At 67.0% G+C, this 14559-nt stretch carries 19 protein-coding genes; 10 read left to right on the forward strand and 9 right to left on the reverse strand.

The window, feature by feature from the left end; translation table 11 throughout:
- Nucleotides 1–76: 76 nt before the first annotated feature.
- Complete coding sequence (locus tag IB278_RS27700; protein WP_192326846.1) at nt 77–1003, reverse strand: LysR family transcriptional regulator; 927 nt, start codon at nt 1001–1003, stop codon at nt 77–79.
- Between the two features lie 72 nt (nt 1004–1075).
- Between IB278_RS27700 and IB278_RS27705 the strand changes: the two genes are divergently transcribed.
- The 6 genes from IB278_RS27705 to IB278_RS27730 all read left to right on the forward strand — a co-directional run bounded on the left by IB278_RS27705 (nt 1076) and on the right by IB278_RS27730 (nt 5084).
- Complete coding sequence (locus IB278_RS27705; RefSeq protein WP_145747156.1) at nt 1076–1750, forward strand: HAD family hydrolase; 675 nt, start codon at nt 1076–1078, stop codon at nt 1748–1750.
- A 28-nt stretch (nt 1751–1778) separates the two neighbouring features.
- The gene (locus IB278_RS27710) at nt 1779–2765 is read left to right on the forward strand and encodes a tripartite tricarboxylate transporter substrate-binding protein (protein WP_192326847.1); all 987 of its coding nucleotides are present in this window, start codon (nt 1779–1781) and stop codon (nt 2763–2765) included.
- A 5-nt stretch (nt 2766–2770) separates the two neighbouring features.
- Entirely contained in the window at nt 2771–3925 is a 1155-nt protein-coding gene (locus tag IB278_RS27715) for a DSD1 family PLP-dependent enzyme (protein WP_192326848.1), read from the forward strand.
- Nucleotides 3915–4331: a RidA family protein gene (locus tag IB278_RS27720; RefSeq protein ID WP_374710120.1), complete on the forward strand. Its 417-nt coding sequence runs from the start codon at nt 3915–3917 to the stop codon at nt 4329–4331. The genes IB278_RS27715 and IB278_RS27720 overlap by 11 nt, the downstream gene beginning before the upstream one ends.
- Nucleotides 4332–4401: 70 nt before the next feature.
- The gene (locus IB278_RS27725; RefSeq protein ID WP_145747152.1) at nt 4402–4695 is read left to right on the forward strand and encodes a type II toxin-antitoxin system Phd/YefM family antitoxin; all 294 of its coding nucleotides are present in this window, start codon (nt 4402–4404) and stop codon (nt 4693–4695) included.
- A complete protein-coding gene (locus IB278_RS27730; RefSeq protein ID WP_192326849.1) occupies nt 4692–5084 on the forward strand; it encodes a hypothetical protein in 393 nt (130 codons plus the stop codon). The genes IB278_RS27725 and IB278_RS27730 overlap by 4 nt, the downstream gene beginning before the upstream one ends.
- 25 nt (nt 5085–5109) lie before the next feature.
- Here IB278_RS27730 and IB278_RS27735 read toward each other — a convergent pair whose 3' ends face one another.
- Complete coding sequence (locus IB278_RS27735; RefSeq protein ID WP_192326850.1) at nt 5110–5766, reverse strand: dihydrofolate reductase family protein; 657 nt, start codon at nt 5764–5766, stop codon at nt 5110–5112.
- A gap of 98 nt (nt 5767–5864) precedes the next feature.
- Here IB278_RS27735 and IB278_RS27740 point away from each other — a divergent pair, with 98 nt between their 5' ends.
- Nucleotides 5865–6635, forward strand: a complete 771-nt coding sequence (locus IB278_RS27740) for a hypothetical protein (RefSeq protein ID WP_225613214.1) — start codon at nt 5865–5867, stop codon at nt 6633–6635.
- A gap of 64 nt (nt 6636–6699) precedes the next feature.
- On the opposite strand, the gene IB278_RS27745 is transcribed toward IB278_RS27740, so the two are convergent.
- The gene (locus IB278_RS27745; RefSeq protein WP_192326938.1) at nt 6700–7626 is read right to left on the reverse strand and encodes a LysR family transcriptional regulator; all 927 of its coding nucleotides are present in this window, start codon (nt 7624–7626) and stop codon (nt 6700–6702) included.
- Nucleotides 7627–7731: 105 nt separating this feature from the next.
- Between IB278_RS27745 and IB278_RS27750 the strand changes: the two genes are divergently transcribed.
- The gene (locus IB278_RS27750; protein ID WP_192326852.1) at nt 7732–9174 is read left to right on the forward strand and encodes an MFS transporter; all 1443 of its coding nucleotides are present in this window, start codon (nt 7732–7734) and stop codon (nt 9172–9174) included.
- Nucleotides 9175–9323: 149 nt separating this feature from the next.
- On the opposite strand, the gene IB278_RS27755 is transcribed toward IB278_RS27750, so the two are convergent.
- Genes IB278_RS27755 through IB278_RS27770 form a run of 4 tightly spaced genes read right to left on the reverse strand, consistent with a single transcriptional unit; the run spans nt 9324 to nt 11811 of the window.
- Nucleotides 9324–9929, reverse strand: a complete 606-nt coding sequence (locus IB278_RS27755) for a DNA-3-methyladenine glycosylase I (RefSeq protein WP_192326853.1) — start codon at nt 9927–9929, stop codon at nt 9324–9326.
- 1 nt (nt 9930) lies between these two features.
- Nucleotides 9931–10224, reverse strand: coding sequence for a YciI family protein (locus IB278_RS27760; RefSeq protein ID WP_192326854.1), 294 nt, complete (start codon nt 10222–10224; stop codon nt 9931–9933).
- A 24-nt stretch (nt 10225–10248) separates the two neighbouring features.
- On the reverse strand, nt 10249–10836 hold the full coding sequence (locus IB278_RS27765) for a TetR/AcrR family transcriptional regulator (RefSeq protein WP_209503207.1): 588 nt from the start codon (nt 10834–10836) through the stop codon (nt 10249–10251).
- 60 nt (nt 10837–10896) lie between these two features.
- Nucleotides 10897–11811, reverse strand: coding sequence for an alpha/beta fold hydrolase (locus IB278_RS27770; RefSeq protein WP_225613215.1), 915 nt, complete (start codon nt 11809–11811; stop codon nt 10897–10899).
- Between the two features lie 289 nt (nt 11812–12100).
- On the opposite strand from IB278_RS27770, the gene IB278_RS27775 reads away from it, so the two are divergent.
- Nucleotides 12101–12550, forward strand: coding sequence for a hypothetical protein (locus tag IB278_RS27775; protein WP_192326855.1), 450 nt, complete (start codon nt 12101–12103; stop codon nt 12548–12550).
- 73 nt (nt 12551–12623) lie between these two features.
- Here IB278_RS27775 and IB278_RS27780 read toward each other — a convergent pair whose 3' ends face one another.
- The gene (locus IB278_RS27780; protein WP_192326857.1) at nt 12624–13085 is read right to left on the reverse strand and encodes a carboxymuconolactone decarboxylase family protein; all 462 of its coding nucleotides are present in this window, start codon (nt 13083–13085) and stop codon (nt 12624–12626) included.
- A 241-nt stretch (nt 13086–13326) separates the two neighbouring features.
- Nucleotides 13327–13830: a DinB family protein gene (locus IB278_RS27785; protein ID WP_192326859.1), complete on the reverse strand. Its 504-nt coding sequence runs from the start codon at nt 13828–13830 to the stop codon at nt 13327–13329.
- A gap of 86 nt (nt 13831–13916) precedes the next feature.
- On the opposite strand from IB278_RS27785, the gene IB278_RS27790 reads away from it, so the two are divergent.
- Complete coding sequence (locus IB278_RS27790; protein ID WP_192326861.1) at nt 13917–14543, forward strand: TetR/AcrR family transcriptional regulator; 627 nt, start codon at nt 13917–13919, stop codon at nt 14541–14543.
- Nucleotides 14544–14559 lie beyond the last annotated feature (16 nt).

The following is a 14559-nucleotide window of genomic DNA, read 5'->3' on the forward strand; positions in this document are numbered from 1 at the left end:
CTCCTCTTCCTTGCGGGCGGCTTTGCGCATGAAGTGCGCAACCCGGTGAGCTGCCAATGCATCACCGCCCGCGGATTCACGGGGGCGACCCGGCGCCGCGCCCGTCCGATCGACCCGCCGCCTCCAGAAGAAAACTGACCAGTGCCTGCACCCGCGCGCTGCGCCCCTTGCGCGTGGGCACGAGCACCACCACCGGGGCCGCGCCGAATTCCCAGTCCGCCATCACGCGCTCGAGGCGGCCGGCGGCCAGCGCTTCGGCGGCATCCCATTGGGAGCGCAGCACGATGCCCAGGCCGTCCTCGGCCCACTGGCGCGCCACGCTGCCGTCGTTGCTGACGAAGGCCGGGTTGATGCGCAGCGTCTCGCTCTTGCGGGCGGCGCTGCCCGCGGGTCGCATGTGCCACAGCGTCACGTCCTCGTCGTTCTCGCGGATGCAGATGCAGGCGTGGTAGGCCAGGTCCGCCGGATGGCGGGGCGTGCCGTGCTCGCGCAGGTAGCCGGGGCTCGCGCACAGCCACCGTTCGTTGGAAGCGAGCGTGTGCGCCACCCATGAGGAGTCGCGCACTGCGCCCACGTGCACCACCGCGTCGGAATCGTGCTTGTCGGGCCACGGCGTTTCGCGCAGGTCCAGTTGCAGCCGCAGGGCCGGATGCAGGCGGGAGAAACGGGACAGCCATGGCGCGACGTGCGTGCGGCCATAGCCGAAGGACGCGGCCACGCGCAGCGTTCCGCTCAGGCGCCGGTCGTCGCGCTGCAGGGATTCGCGCAGGCCGTCGAACTTCAGCAAAAGTTCATAGGCCTCGCGCCCGAACCGTTCGCCTTCGGAGGTCAGGTGCAGCTTGCGCGACGTGCGGTGGGCCAGCGCCAGGCCCAGCGAGGCCTCGAGCTTGCGCAGGCGCATCGACAGCGCGGGCGGCGTGACACCCAGCGAGCGCGCAGCCGCGCTGAGCGAGCTCTCGCTCAGCAGCGCGGCAGCCAGGCGAAGGTCTTCGATCTGCATCATTCAGCAGAGCTTAACTATTGATGACGCAAGAGTGAAGCTCGAAGACGCCCTGGCACACCTAAAGTGAGCGCCATGCAAAACACTTCGACTCCCCATGCCGCGGCCGGACGCTATCCCCGGGCCGTGCTGTTCGACCTGCTCACCGCGCTGCTCGACTCGTGGACCGTCTGGAACGCGGCTGCCGGCTCCGAGCGGATGGGCCGCGCCTGGCGCGCCGAATACCTGCGGCTCACCTATGGCTGCGGCGCCTACGTGCCCTACGAAGACCTGGTGCGGCAGGCCGCCGCCGCCGTGGGGTTGCCCGCGAGCGCCCCGCAGTCGCTGGACGACCGTTGGGATGAACTGCCTGCCTGGAGCGGCGCCACCGAACTGCTGCGGGCGCTTCAGCCCCACTGCAAGCTGGCCGTGGTGACCAACTGCTCGCGGCGCCTGGGCGAACGCGCTGCCGAACGCCTAGGCATCGACTGGGACGTGGTCGTGACCTCCGAGGAAGCGGGCTTCTACAAGCCCGACCCCAGGCCCTACCGGCTGGCCCTGGAGCGGCTGGACGTGCAGCCGGGCGAGGCGGCCTTCGTTGCCGGCTCCGGCTACGACATGTTCGGCACCGCCAGCGTCGGCCTGCGTACCTACTGGCACAACCGCGCCGGCCTCGACCGGCCCGAAGGCGCGCCGTTGGCGGAGGTCGAGTCGCCCGCGCTCGACGGCGCGCTGCCATGGCTGCGCGGCTTCCGGCCGGCCGCTTCCTGATTCAATCCACCACCCCAGGACCTTGTCCATGATCTGCTTTCTTCGCCTGGCCGGCAGCCTTGCCGCCTTCTGCGCCGGCTTGCTGGCCGCGCCCGGCGCTTTCGCCCAGCCGTTTCCGAACCGCCCGGTCACGCTGATCGTTCCTTTCCCTGCCGGGGGCCCCAGCGATGCACTGGCCCGCGCCATCGCACAGAAGATGGCTGCGCCGCTGGGCCAGCCCATCGTCATCGAGAACCTCGGCGGCGCCAACGGCGTCATCGGCCTGACGAAGGCCAGCAAGGCTGCCGCCGACGGCAACACCATCTCGTTCGGCGGCATCGGCACGCACGTGGCCAACCTCGCGCTGTACAAGAAGCTGGCCTACGACCCTGTCGCGGACTTCGCGCCCATCGGCCCCGCGGGCGCGGCACCGATGCTGCTGCTGGCCCGCGCCGATCTTCCGGCCAACGACCTGCGCGAGTTCGGCGCCTGGCTGGCGAAGCACAAGGACAAGGCCTCCTACGGCAGCGCGGGCGGGGGGTCGATCTCGCACTACGGCTGCGTGTTGCTGCTGTCTTCCCTCGGCCAGAACGCCACGCACGTGCCCTACAAGGGCGTCGCGCCAGCGGTCAACGACCTGATGGGCGGCCAGACCGATTTCATGTGCGACCAGACCACCACCGCACTGCCGCAGATCGCCGGCGGGCGCATCAAGGCCATCGCCGTGCTGTCGGGCACGCGCCTTGCGCAGCTGCCTCGTATCGGCACCGCCGCGGAAGCCGGCCATGCCCTGGACGTGCGTTCCTGGAACGCCTTCTTCGCCCCGCGCGGCACGCCGCAGCCCGTGCTCGCGAAACTGACGAGCGCGCTGCAGCAAGCGGTCGCCGACCCGGCGCTGCGCAAGCAGATGGAAGGACTGGGCGTCGACCTGCCCGGACCCGCCGATGCAACGCCCGCGGCCGTCACCGCGCTCATTGCGCGCGGCATCCGCGACGACGTGCCGGCCCTCAAGGCCAAAGGCCAATACCTGGACTGATCCGAATGAGCAACATGCAGAACATCTCCCAAGATCTCGCCCACATCGACACCCCCGCAGCCATCGTGTCGCTGCCGTGCATGCAACGGAACATCGCGCGCATGCAGCAGCAGGCCGACGCGCTGGGCGTGCGCTTTCGCCCGCACGTGAAGACCAGCAAATGCGCCGACGTGGTCGCCGCGCAGCTTGCCGCCGGCGCGGCGGGCATCACGGTGTCGACGCTGAAAGAGGCCGACCAGTTCTTCGCCCACGGCGTGACCGACATCCTCTACGCCGTCGGCATGGCGCCGCACCGGCTCGCGCATGCGCTGGACCTCTGCCAGCGCGGCTGCGCGCTGCAGATCCTGACCGACAGCGTCGAAGGTGCACGGGCCATCGCCGAGTACGGCCGCGCACGTGGACACGCGTTCGAAGTTCTCATCGAGATCGACACCGACGGCCACCGCTCCGGCATCAAGCCGGGCGAGGATCTCCTGCTCGAGGTCGGCCGCATGCTGCACGAGGGCGGCATGCGCCTGGCCGGCGTGCTCACGCATGCGGGCTCCAGCTACGAACTGCATACGCCCGAGGCCCTGGCCGCCCTGGCCGAGCAGGAACGTGCCGGCTGCGTGCAGGCTGCGGAACGCCTGCGCGCAGCGGGCCTGCCGTGCCCCATCGTCTCGGTAGGCTCCACTCCCACGGCGCTGGAAGCCGCGTCGCTGGAAGGCGTCACCGAACTGCGCGCCGGCGTCTATGTCTTCTTCGACCTGGTGATGCGCAACGTGGGCGTCTGCCGCACCGAAGACATTGCGCTGAGCGTGCTCACCACCGTCATCGGGCACCAGGCCGACAAGGGCTGGGCCATCGTCGATGCCGGCTGGATGGCCATGAGCCGCGACCGGGGCACGGGCAGGCAGCAACGCGACTATGGCTATGGCCAGGTGTGCACCGTGGACGGAATGCCAATCGAGGGCTACCTGCTGTCGGCCGCCAACCAGGAGCACGGCATCCTGTCGCGCGAGGGCGCTGCGGACACGGACATCGTCGCGCGCTTTCCGGTCGGCACACGGCTGCGCATATTGCCCAACCATGCCTGCGCGACCGGCGCGCAGTTTCCCGCCTACCAGGCGCTGGCCGCGGACGGCACGGTGCAAACCTGGGAGCGTTTCCATGGCTGGTGAGAACGCCGCCGAGTCGCACAACATGCCGGGCCCGGTCCATGTCGCCGTGCCCGCGCTGGCCAGGCCGGGCGGCCACTACAGCCACGCTGCCATCGGCGGTGGCCTGGTCTTCATCGCCGGGCAGCTGCCGATCACGCCGGACGGCGAGCGCCTGACCGATGCGGCTTTCGAGGCGCAGGTGGCACAGACGCTGGCGAATGTGCAGGCGGCGTTGCTGGCCGCGGGCTCGGGCATCGACAAACTGCTGCAGGTGAGGGTCTATCTCGACGACATCGCCAACTGGCCGGCCTTCGACAGGATCTACGCGCAGTGGGCCGGAACCTCGCGCCCGGCCAGGGCCATCGTACCGACTGGGCCGCTGCACTTCGGGTTCAAGGTCGAGGTGGAGGCGATGGCGCTTGCGTGAATGGGCGTTTGCAGGGTGGAGGATTGGACGCTAGACTGACGTTAAAGCAAACATTAACGGATACTGCAATATGCCATTGAGAGCATCGGACATTGTTCCCATCAGCGAAGCGCGTGCCCGGCTCACCGAACTGGCGGAAGACGTGGTCGGCAGCGGCTCGGAGAAGGTGCTGACCAAGAACGGCGCGAGCTACGTTGCCTTGGTCGATGCACGCCGGCTGGATTACTACCATGCTCTCGAATCGGAGCACGCCAGCCTTGTGCTGGCCGAGGACGCCATCACCGGCCTGCGGCAGGCCTTGGCAGGCCAGTTCGTGTCTGACGAGGAACTGGACCGGGCACTCGGCGTCGCAACGGCGCCGTGAGCATTCCTGTCAATGCAAGCGTTCGGGCGGTTCCGAACTTTCTGGTGTGCCTGCATGCTGCACGTAGCTTCATGGAGGCACAGGACGACGCTTCTGCGCCGGCGCGCTTCAAGAAATTGCAGGCTGAAGTGGTCAAAGCGCGCGCGCTTCTTTCGTTCGCGCCCACAAGCGGGCGACCTGCTCGATTCCTCGATGCCAAGTCGGGCTGGGGGCAGTTTCAAGCTGAGCAGGCAAGACAAACTGCCGAGGCACTTGGCTTGCCTGTGTTGCGGGAGTTGGTGCTGGCTCGTCACGTCCTGCTCTATGCCCATTCCGAGAAAGAAGTGGTGTTGCTCTCACTGAGGCACGAGCGTCAGCTGGGTTACGGATTGCCCTGGCACCCCGTCTGACGGGCGCTGAGGAAGGCCTGATCCCTCAAGGCGCGCTGCGGCGCAGAAACACATGCGTGGCGCGCTCGCCTGCCACCTGCCGATCGCAGCGGTAGCCCAGCGCCGGCAGGTCCAGGCCTGCGAACAGCGCCTCGCCCTTGCCCAGCAGCACCGGACGCACGGCCAGGTGCAGTTCGTCGATCAGGCCGGCCTTCAGGTATTCGCGCACCGTTGCCACGCCGCCGCCCACGCGCACGTCGCGCCCACCAGCGGCGGCCTGCGCCAGCGCGAGCGCTTCGTGGATGCCGCCGGTGACGAAGTGGAAGGTGGTGCCGCCCTGCATCGTCAGCGGCGCGCGGGCATGGTGGGTCAACACGAAGACCGGCACGTGGTAGGGAGGCTCGTCGCCCCACCAGCCTTTCCAGCTTTCGTCGGGCCAGGGACCGCGCACCGGCCCGAACATGTTGCGCCCGAGGATCCAGGCACCCATCTCGGCGAAACCCAGTTCGGCCATCTCGTTGTCGATGCCGGTCTCGCCGTTGGCCTCGCCCGTCTTCTGCATCTGCTGCCAGACGCGCGTGGGAAAGAACCAGTTCATGAGTTCGGGACCGCGAACGCCCAGCGGATGCTCCAGGCTCTGGTCCGGGCCGGCGGCAAAACCGTCGAGCGAAACGCCGAAGCTGCGCACGAGCAATCGGGCCATGGGGTCGTCTCCTGCAAGAAGAAGGGGGCTGAAGTTTAGCGCGGGCGGTGCCTCGCGAACCACCGTTCGAGGCCATGGGCATCGCACAAAATGCGCGCATGAGCATCGAATACAGCAGCGTTGAAGAAGCCATTGCCGGCACCGGCCTGCGCATGGTGGTGGTGGGGCATATTCCCAGCCCCTGGTCGGAGGCGGCCAAGGGCATCCTGCATGTGAAAGGCATCCCGTGGAAAGCGGTGCGCCTGGCCTACGACAGCCCGCGACTCAAGGAGTGGGCCGGCCAGCGCAGCGCGCCCGTGGCCATCTGCAACAACGAGGCGCCGCGCTCGGGCTGGGCGGACATCCTGCTCCTGTGCGAGCGGCTCGCGCCGCAGCCCTCGCTTCTCCCGGCCGATGCGGCCGACCGGGCGCTGATGTTCGGCCTGGCCCACGAGATCTGCGGCGAGCAGGGGCTGGCGTGGTCGCGCCGCCTGCAGCTGGTGCAGGCCGGCCTGGCGGGAGAGGGCGGTTTCGCCGCACAGGCCGCCGCATACATCGGCAAGAAATACGGCTTCAGTCCGCAGGCGGGCGCGAGTGCACCCGGGCGTGTGGTGGCTGTGCTGAAGATGCTGGCAGCGCGCCTGAAGGCACAGCAGGCGGCCGGCAGCGACTACTACATCGGCAGAAGTCTTAGCGCCGTGGACATCTACAGCGCGACCGCGCTGGCGCTGATGCGTCCGTTGCCGCAGGCGGTTTGCCAGATGGACCCCGTCACGCGCCAGGCTTTCGAATTCCGCGAGCCGGTGACCGATGCGGCGCTGGACGCTGTGCTGCTGCGGCACCGGGACCTGATGTACGAGCGGCACCTGGGGCTGCCGCTGTCGCTGTGACGGTCCTGCGGAGCCCCGCGTTCGGCGGCGATGCCGGCGTTCAAGGTCGATGCATTCAATGCAATCACTGCGCTCTTGTCCGCTCGTCCAGCGGCCGGCAAACCTCCAGCACCATCCCGCGCAGCCACCGATGCGCAGGATCCCGATCCAGGCGCGGATGCCACATCTGCGACACGGTGATCGGCTCCGTAGGCATCGGCAGGGGGAAAGAGCGCAGCGTGCCGCGCGCCCTCAGGTGTTCGAAGTAGGAGGACGGTATCAATGCAACCAGATCGGTCGCGGCCGCTATCGACAGGGCGGTACCGAAGCTGGGCACCACGACCGCGGCATTGCGCACCAGGCCCACTGCCGCGAGCGCGTCGTCCACCGGTCCCACGCTCCGGCCGTGGCGTGAAGTGACCACGTGGTCGCAGGCCGCGTAGCGCTCGGCCGTGATCTCGGGTCCGGCGAGCAGCGGATGGCCCTCGCGCACGACCGCGATGAAGCGGTCGCGATAGAGCGCCTGAACGCGGACCTCCGGGCCCGACTCGCCGAGAACGCCGATATCCAGGTCGAGCAACCCCTCGCGCAGGGGACGGACGTCCTTGTCGGGCTTGGGCGCGAAGCGCAGGCGAACGCCGGGCGCCTCGCGCGCGGCGCGGGCCACCAGCTGAGGCGCGAAGCCCTCGATGAAGCCGTCGTTGGCCCGTATCGTGAACAGGTGCCGGAGCGTGCGGGGGTCCATGTTCGCGCCGGCAGGCTGAAGCACCGCGCGCGACTCCTGCACCAGCTCCCTGACGCGATCGCGCAGTGCCAGCGCATGCGGCGTGGGCACCATGGCGCGGCCCGCGCGCACCAGGAGCGGGTCCCCGGTCGATTCCCGCAGCCGCGCGAGCGCCCGGCTCATCGCCGACTCGCTCAGGCCCAGGCGCTCGGCAGCTTTCGCGACGCTGCCCTCGGAGAGAAGTGCGTTCAACGCAATCAGCAGGTTCAGGTCGGCTTCTGTCGGCATGCCCGAAGCTAGCACGGCCGCGAGGATTTCGACAGGCGCCGCATGCAGGAACAAGCTGCGCGCCGCGCGCTGTGCAAGCCGTGTGCGCAGTCCTAAGCTGGACTCATGCTGACATCCACACTTCGATCCAACTCCTCCTCCACCGCTTCGCCCACCGTCGAACCCCGGGAGGCGAACGATGCGAACGCGGCGCATGACGCCGACGGCCTGCCGCTGCCGCGGCGCTGCCTGGCCGTCGCCGCGATCCTGGGCGCGGGCGTGCTGGTGGTGCTCGATGGCGCCATTGCCAACATCGCGCTGCCAAACATTGCCCAGCAGTTGCAGGCGACACCCGCCGATGCCGTCTGGATCATCACCGCCTACCAACTGGCTGTGGTCATGTTCCTGTTGCCGGCTTCTGCGGTCGGGGAGAGCTTCGGGTATCGGCGGGTCTTCGCGGGTGGCGTTGCGCTGTTCACCGCGGCGTCGGTGCTGTGCGCGTTGGCGCCATCGCTGCCATGGCTCGTGGCCGCGAGGTGCCTCCAGGGCCTGGGCAGTGCGGCCGTGATGCCACTGGGGCTGGCGTTGCTGCGCTTCACTTATCCGCGCCGGCTGCTGGCGCGCTCGATCGCGTGGAATGCACTCGCCGTCGCAGCCGCTTCGGCGTCGGGACCCGCCCTTGGCGCCTTCATACTTTCCGCGGCGAGTTGGCCGTGGCTCTTTGCGGTGAACCTGCCGATCGGCCTCCTCGTGCTCGCCGCTTGTGCGGGGTTGCCGAGCCCGGCGCGCTCGGTGCGCCGCATCGATGGCTGGAGCATCGCGCTCAATGCGGTCATGTTCGCGGCTTTCGTGCTGGGGAGCGACCGGCTGGTGGCGCAGCCGCTGCACGGCGGCGCTCTGCTCGCGCTGTCGGCCGTTTGCATGGTCTGGCTGGTGCGGCGCGAAATGCCAAAGGCGGCACCGTTGATCCCGCTCGACCTGCTGCGCGTGCATTCCTTTCGGGTCTCGATCATTGCCTCCGTGTGCTGCTTCACCGGCCAGATGGCCGGCCTTGTGGCGCTGCCGTTCTACATCCAGCACGAACTCGGCCAGAGCGCGGTGACGGCCGGCCTCTTGATGACTCCCTGGCCCCTGGCGGTGATGCTGGCCGCGCCGCTGTCGGCACGCCTGGCCCAGCGCGTGCCCGGCGCCTGGCTGTGCGCGGCCGGCAGTGCATGCTTCGCGAGCGGCCTGGCCCTGTGTGCGCTGTGGCCGCTGCACGGCAACCCGGCCCTGCCGATCGCTGCGTTCACGAGCCTCGCAGGCCTGGGTTTCGGCTTCTTCCAGACACCGAACAACCAGAACATGCTGCTCTCGGCACCCAGGGAGCGCAGCGGTGCGGCCGGTGGCGCGCAAGGCACCGCCCGGCTCACGGGGCTGACGCTCGGCAGCCTGTTGATGAGCTTGATGTTCGAGCTGCTGCCATCCCACAGCGCGGTGCACTGGGGCTTGGTGATGGCGGCTCTGGCTGCGTTGGCAGGGAGCATGGCGAGCTTGCTCAGGAGTACCGCAAGGGTGCACGCCGCGTGATTTATATCGGAAGGCGGGGCTCTTTTGGGCTCCGACTTGCCGGTGCGAACGACCGCTTTTTGAGGTGCCTTGTATCGCCGCATCGGGGAAGCTCGCGCGCAGCCTCATCTTGCATGCGACGAGGGGCTTATCTGCGATCTCGTGAAGGTTCAAGCAGCCGACAATGTAAGCGCACGGCGCGCCTGTTCGACCCGGGCGCGTGTCACGCAGTCGGCAGCATGATCGTTGATCAGCCCTGCAGCCTGCATGAAGGCATACACGGTGGTGGGCCCGACAAACTTCCAGCCCTGTTTCTTCAAGACCTTGGACAAGGCCTGCGAGGACGCGGAAGCGGTTTGCGGCTCTGCGAGCTGCGCAGGGTCCGGCTCATGGCGCCAGAAGTAAGACGCCAGCGATCCCTCGCGCTGCGCCATCTCCTCGGCCATGCGCGCGTTGTGAATCACAGCCTCGATCTTGCCGCGATGGCGCACGATGCCGCTGTCGCCGAGCAATCGCTCGACATCAGGTGCGCCGAAGCGCGCGATGCGCCTGTAATCGAAGCCCAGGAAGGCCTGCCGGAAGTTCTCTCGCTTGACCAGAATGGTGCGCCAGCTCAGGCCCGACTGAAAGCCTTCCAGGCACAGCTTCTCGAAAAGGTGGTGGTCATCCGTGACGGGAAAGCCCCATTCAGTATCGTGATAGTGGAGAAACTCGGGAGCGGCGGCGCACCAGCGACACCGCGGCTGTCCATCGAGCCCGAGGAGAGTCGAGCCCATTTCAGGTACGTTCCACCAGGAACTGCAGGCGCTCGTCGACCCTGCCGGGCACTATCTCCGCGATCTCGACCTTGACCACGTCCTGCGCTACAAAGGGATCCATCGCTACGCGCTCCTCCAGCGCCTCGCGGGTGGTGTTGTGTGCCAGGACGGTGCCACCCTGGTTGCCCGAGAGGCTGCCTGTCAGGAGGAAGACGCCATCTTCAAATCCCTGCTCGATCCATCGCATGTGCTCCGCCATGTGGCGTGATGCCTGGCCTTTGTTGCTCGAGAACTTGAGAAACACACAGAACATGAATGACCTTTCTTGAACAGATGGCTAACACGAACGACCGGAGGCAGTTGGCTGCACGGGCGAGCAGGACTCGACCCAGGCACTCATGAGTGCCACCTCCTGTTGTACAAATTGCTTGTTGCGCAGGGACTGCGCGAGCACCGCCACTCCTTGGCTGCGCGCCAGGAGATGCAGGGCGAGCGCATCCGCTTCCTTGCCTCGGCCCATTTGGCGGAACTGCCCTCGCAGCCACACGCGGAAGAGATCCAGGATGGCGTTGGCCTCGCCTTGTCCCGGGTGCCCGAGCTTGGCAAGTTCCGTGCACAGGGTGCCGACCGGACAGCCATGGCGCATGATCTTGGCTTGATTGCGGATCAGCAGGGTGATGAACAGGCGGATGCGCTCCTGCGGGCCCTCGCCTTCCGTCTCCCACTGACTCAACATCGCTCGCGTGCGCTCCATTCGCGCGGCGATGACCGCCGTCAGGATCTCGTCCTTCGTCTTGAAGTGATAGTAGAAATTGCCGCGCGAGATCCTCACGGCATCCGCGATGTCCGCGAAGGACGTGTGCTCGAAACCGCGCTCGTAGAACAAGGCGTCGGCGGCTTGAACGATGCTGTCGCGGGTACGCAAGATCGAATAGGACAGTTGACCTAAAGAAGGCGCAAACTGTAGGACGTGTGTCCTAGGTTGTCAATCAAGATCATTGCAGCTCATTGGGGCCTGGATACGCCTGATGAAGTCAAGCATGAGCGCAACGGCCGCGGCCGCATGGGTTTCGAGCAGCAGGTGGCCTGCGTCCAGGACATGGGCTTCCATCCTGGGCAGCGCACGCATCCAGGACAGAACCTCGGCCAGGTCGAAATAGATATCGTGCCTTCCCCACACCATGAGGGCAGGGGGCTGCCAATGCTCGAGGTACTTGGCGATGGCGTCGAAGCGGGTGGCATAGTTCCCGTAGTCCGCGATCAGCGCCCGCTGGGTGTCCATATGTCCCGGCAGGTTCATCACTTGCCAATCCTCTTCCCAGTGTTCAGCGGGGATGCGCTCGGCCACTTCCGGCGGAACGCCGGCGATGTAAGTGTCGTGTGTGCCCGCGAGGGTCAGGTGCGCGGTCGCCGCCGCCTGGTTTTCTGCGTTGGGCTGCGTCCAGTAGGCCTGCGTCGCGGCCCATCCCGGTCCCCATCCCGTTCGATGCGCGTTGGCGTTCTGCACGATGAGGCCCAGCACTTTCTCTGGCGCCTGCATCGCGATCTGCAGGCCCACCGGCGCTCCCCAGTCATGCAGGTAGATGAATCGCGGACCGATCTCGAGCGAATCCAGCAGTTCGGAAATCGCCTGGCCAATGGCGGGAAACGAGGGGGCCGGCAGCGGGTCGGACTCGCCATGGCCGGGCAGATCCGGTGCGATCACGAAAGCGGCCTGCGACAGCGCGGGCACGACCGCCCGGAACAGCCGGGCCGAGTTGGGGGTTCCGTGCAGCAGCAGCAAGGCGGGTCTGGACACCTCGCCTGCGGTGGTGAACGACAGTTCGGTTCCGCTGGACAGGCGAAGCCGTTCTGTTCTCATGCCACGGCCCGTGCTGCTCGGCAGGGGCTTTCGCTTCAAGGCGGGTGGCTTCCGGGTTGCCATGCACGAATTCTGGCGTGAAGAGATCCGGGCCATGTCAGCGCAGGCCGCTACAGCGTGTCCTGGGATTGCCGGGGCGCGGAATCCCTTCTGCGCCGGTTCGGGAACAGCAGGCATGCCTTGACCTTGGTGTCCCCTTCGGGCACCGTGCCTGCATTCGCAAAAATGGCCAAAGTGGTATCAGCCGATCGATGCCTTCATCGGGCAGGTCGGCCCGTTCGGCTATAACCTCGATTTCCGCAGTGCCACCCGGGCGAGGGAGTTCTTGATGAGTTTGGATTTCACTTTCGGCCGCATGGCACTCGCCCTCTGCGCCGGTTCGCTCTTCGCCATGACTGCCGCGGTCGCCGGTGAGGTCGCCAGCCAGTCGCCAACTGGGAGCCTCGCCGCCGAAAAATTGGCTGCTCGCACTGGACCGGAGAGCGTTGTCGTGGAGAGCGCAGGGCCCTACGGCGTCGATACGGAAAGCGTCAGGCGCCATCTTGCCGACACCTTGGCAAAGGATTCGGCGCTGGCGCCGCTACCGCGCAACAACGAGCGGTACAGCTTCGATGGGAAGGTTCGCACCTATGTCGTGCCCGTGCGCCCGGCCATCGACAACCCGATCAACAGCTATTCGCCCTACGACAGCAGTTCGTTCCGCCGAGATGCCGTGGCCGCGGATGCGTCGAATCTCGGCTTGCTTCAGGCGCTGTTCAAGCGCCTCGCTGCGGATTGAACGAAGCGCCGGCAACGGCGCATCACTCACCGATTGAACGTCGGAGAAACCTGCGACGCAACCATTGCGGCAGTCAGCCGACGGTGTACGGCGTTTCGGGCACCTGCGTGTGGAAGCTGGCATTGAGCATGTTCCACGAGCGGATCGCGCAGACCGCGAACGAGAGGTCCGCGATCTGTGCGTCACTGAAGTGCCGCTTCACTGCGTCGAAGTCCGCGTCGTTGGGCGTGCGCTGCGGCAACGCGTTGACGGCCTCCGCCCAGTTGAAGGCGGCGCGCTCGGCTTCGCTGAAGAAGCGCTCCGCCTCGCGCCAGCCGGCCACAGCGTTGACATGGCGCGGGTCCATGCCCTGCTTGAGCAGCTCGGCCCAGTGCATGTCGATGCAGAAAGCGCAGCCGTTGATCTGGCTGATGCGCAAGTTCACCAGTTCACGCAGACGCTTGTCCAGCGTACGGCCGGCGGCGTGGGAAAACTGGGTACCGGCGCGCGCTGCCGCGGGCGCGAGGGCGTGGTAGTCGAGTCGTGCTGGGGACATGTTGAGCTCCTTGTAGCTTGAGGGTTGGGGGAACACCTCTTAGACGGGCGGGCACATGGCCTTGTGACAGGCACGGCGCCCCGTACTGCTCGACCATGCCTCGGCCCACGTGGATGGCAACCCTGACCAGGGGCCCCTGGAAAAGCGCGGAGTTCGTGGCGCACGCCGCGATCCGCGCGATGCCGCGAGGCAAGCGCGCGGTGGTGGCTGGCCGACGGCAGCCACATCCGTCATTCGCCATTCAGGCGGCAACCCGCCTTCTCGCCGGCGCTTCGGCCTCGTGCAGGTACGCCGTGAAGCCATCCTTGGCCGGCGGCACTGCATGGAGCAGCATCACTGCGCTGACTTGTCCGCGATGGCCCGCTCCGTGCATGAGGACATGCATGAGCATCTCCTCGCGGGACATGCGCCCCGGTGCGCCGTCGGTGAACGCGAAGTCGATCCGTTCGGCCAGCTGGTCGGGATCGAGCGTCGAGACATGGTCGATGTATTCCCGGTCGCTTCTTCTGAGATCGGCGGCCAGGGCTGCGAGCGTCGGCATCTCGCTCAGGTTGGCCGACGGGTACGTGTGGCCTTCTCGCCTGAGGTGGGCGGCGAATATGCGGTCCACCACATACGTGTGGCTCAACGCCTTGATGGCCAGTGCGGTGACCGGGGAGCTGTCGCCGAGCCCGGCGAGCGCCGTCAGCAGTTGGTCGTCGGCCCAAGCCTTGAATCCGAAGAGGCGGTGCAATGTGTCGTGCATGTCATGGGTCTCCTGGGGTGTTTGCGCGTCTGCCAAGAATATGAGCGATCATTCGCTTTTTCTACTCGCATTGACGGCTGCGGAACATGGCAAGAAAACCCGTCACCAAGCCCAGGAAAACCGCGGTTCAGGAGCGATCGCGCGCGACGGTCGGCAGCCTGATCGAGGCAACTGCTCGCATTCTGGTCAAGGAAGGCTTCGACAAGGCGAGCACCAACCGCGTCGCGGAAGTCGCGGGGGTGAGCATCGGCTCGCTCTATCAGTACTTCCCGAGCAAGGAGGCACTCGTCGCCGCCGTGATCGAGCGCCACCAGCAGCAGATCATGCAGATGGTCCGCAGCGAACTGGCGCAGGTCAGGGCCCAGCCGCTGGACCAGGCGATACGCCGATTCGTCGCGGTCGCGGTTGCAGCGCATCGGCTCGACCCCGCGCTGCACCGCGTACTTGCAGAGCAGATCCCGCGCGTGGGAAGGCTCGAGAAGCTGGAGACGTTCAGCCGTGAGAACTTCAGCCTGTTCAGGGCCTACCTCGAGGCGGCGCGGGACGAACTGGGCGTCGACGACCTGGAGCTCGCATCATTTGTCTGCGTCACCACGATCGAGGCATTGACGCACAACGCGGTGCTGCACCACTCCAAAGCGTTGACCGGCGATCGGATGGACGCGCTCATCGACGAGGGTGCGCGCCTCGTGACCGGCTATCTCAAAGGCTAGCCCGGCGGTTCATGGG

It is taken from the genome of Variovorax sp. VRV01 (assembly GCF_014852545.1).
In the GTDB taxonomy this organism is placed as follows: domain Bacteria; phylum Pseudomonadota; class Gammaproteobacteria; order Burkholderiales; family Burkholderiaceae_C; genus Variovorax; species Variovorax beijingensis_A.

Excerpts from the sequence above, each read along its gene's own strand:
- IB278_RS27700 (WP_192326846.1), bottom strand. The coding sequence starts at position 1,003 with ATGATGCAGATCGAAGACCTTCGCCTGGCTGCCGCGCTGCTGAGCGAG.
- IB278_RS27705 (WP_145747156.1), top strand. The coding sequence starts at position 1,076 with ATGCAAAACACTTCGACTCCCCATGCCGCGGCCGGACGCTATCCCCGG.
- IB278_RS27710 (WP_192326847.1), top strand. The coding sequence starts at position 1,779 with ATGATCTGCTTTCTTCGCCTGGCCGGCAGCCTTGCCGCCTTCTGCGCC.
- IB278_RS27715 (WP_192326848.1), top strand. The coding sequence starts at position 2,771 with ATGAGCAACATGCAGAACATCTCCCAAGATCTCGCCCACATCGACACC.
- IB278_RS27720 (WP_374710120.1), top strand. The coding sequence starts at position 3,915 with ATGGCTGGTGAGAACGCCGCCGAGTCGCACAACATGCCGGGCCCGGTC.
- IB278_RS27725 (WP_145747152.1), top strand. The coding sequence starts at position 4,402 with ATGCCATTGAGAGCATCGGACATTGTTCCCATCAGCGAAGCGCGTGCC.
- IB278_RS27735 (WP_192326850.1), bottom strand. The coding sequence starts at position 5,766 with ATGGCCCGATTGCTCGTGCGCAGCTTCGGCGTTTCGCTCGACGGTTTT.
- IB278_RS27740 (WP_225613214.1), top strand. The coding sequence starts at position 5,865 with ATGAGCATCGAATACAGCAGCGTTGAAGAAGCCATTGCCGGCACCGGC.
- IB278_RS27745 (WP_192326938.1), bottom strand. The coding sequence starts at position 7,626 with ATGCCGACAGAAGCCGACCTGAACCTGCTGATTGCGTTGAACGCACTT.
- IB278_RS27750 (WP_192326852.1), top strand. The coding sequence starts at position 7,732 with ATGCTGACATCCACACTTCGATCCAACTCCTCCTCCACCGCTTCGCCC.
- IB278_RS27755 (WP_192326853.1), bottom strand. The coding sequence starts at position 9,929 with ATGGGCTCGACTCTCCTCGGGCTCGATGGACAGCCGCGGTGTCGCTGG.
- IB278_RS27760 (WP_192326854.1), bottom strand. The coding sequence starts at position 10,224 with ATGTTCTGTGTGTTTCTCAAGTTCTCGAGCAACAAAGGCCAGGCATCA.
- IB278_RS27775 (WP_192326855.1), top strand. The coding sequence starts at position 12,101 with ATGAGTTTGGATTTCACTTTCGGCCGCATGGCACTCGCCCTCTGCGCC.
- IB278_RS27780 (WP_192326857.1), bottom strand. The coding sequence starts at position 13,085 with ATGTCCCCAGCACGACTCGACTACCACGCCCTCGCGCCCGCGGCAGCG.
- IB278_RS27785 (WP_192326859.1), bottom strand. The coding sequence starts at position 13,830 with ATGCACGACACATTGCACCGCCTCTTCGGATTCAAGGCTTGGGCCGAC.
- IB278_RS27790 (WP_192326861.1), top strand. The coding sequence starts at position 13,917 with ATGGCAAGAAAACCCGTCACCAAGCCCAGGAAAACCGCGGTTCAGGAG.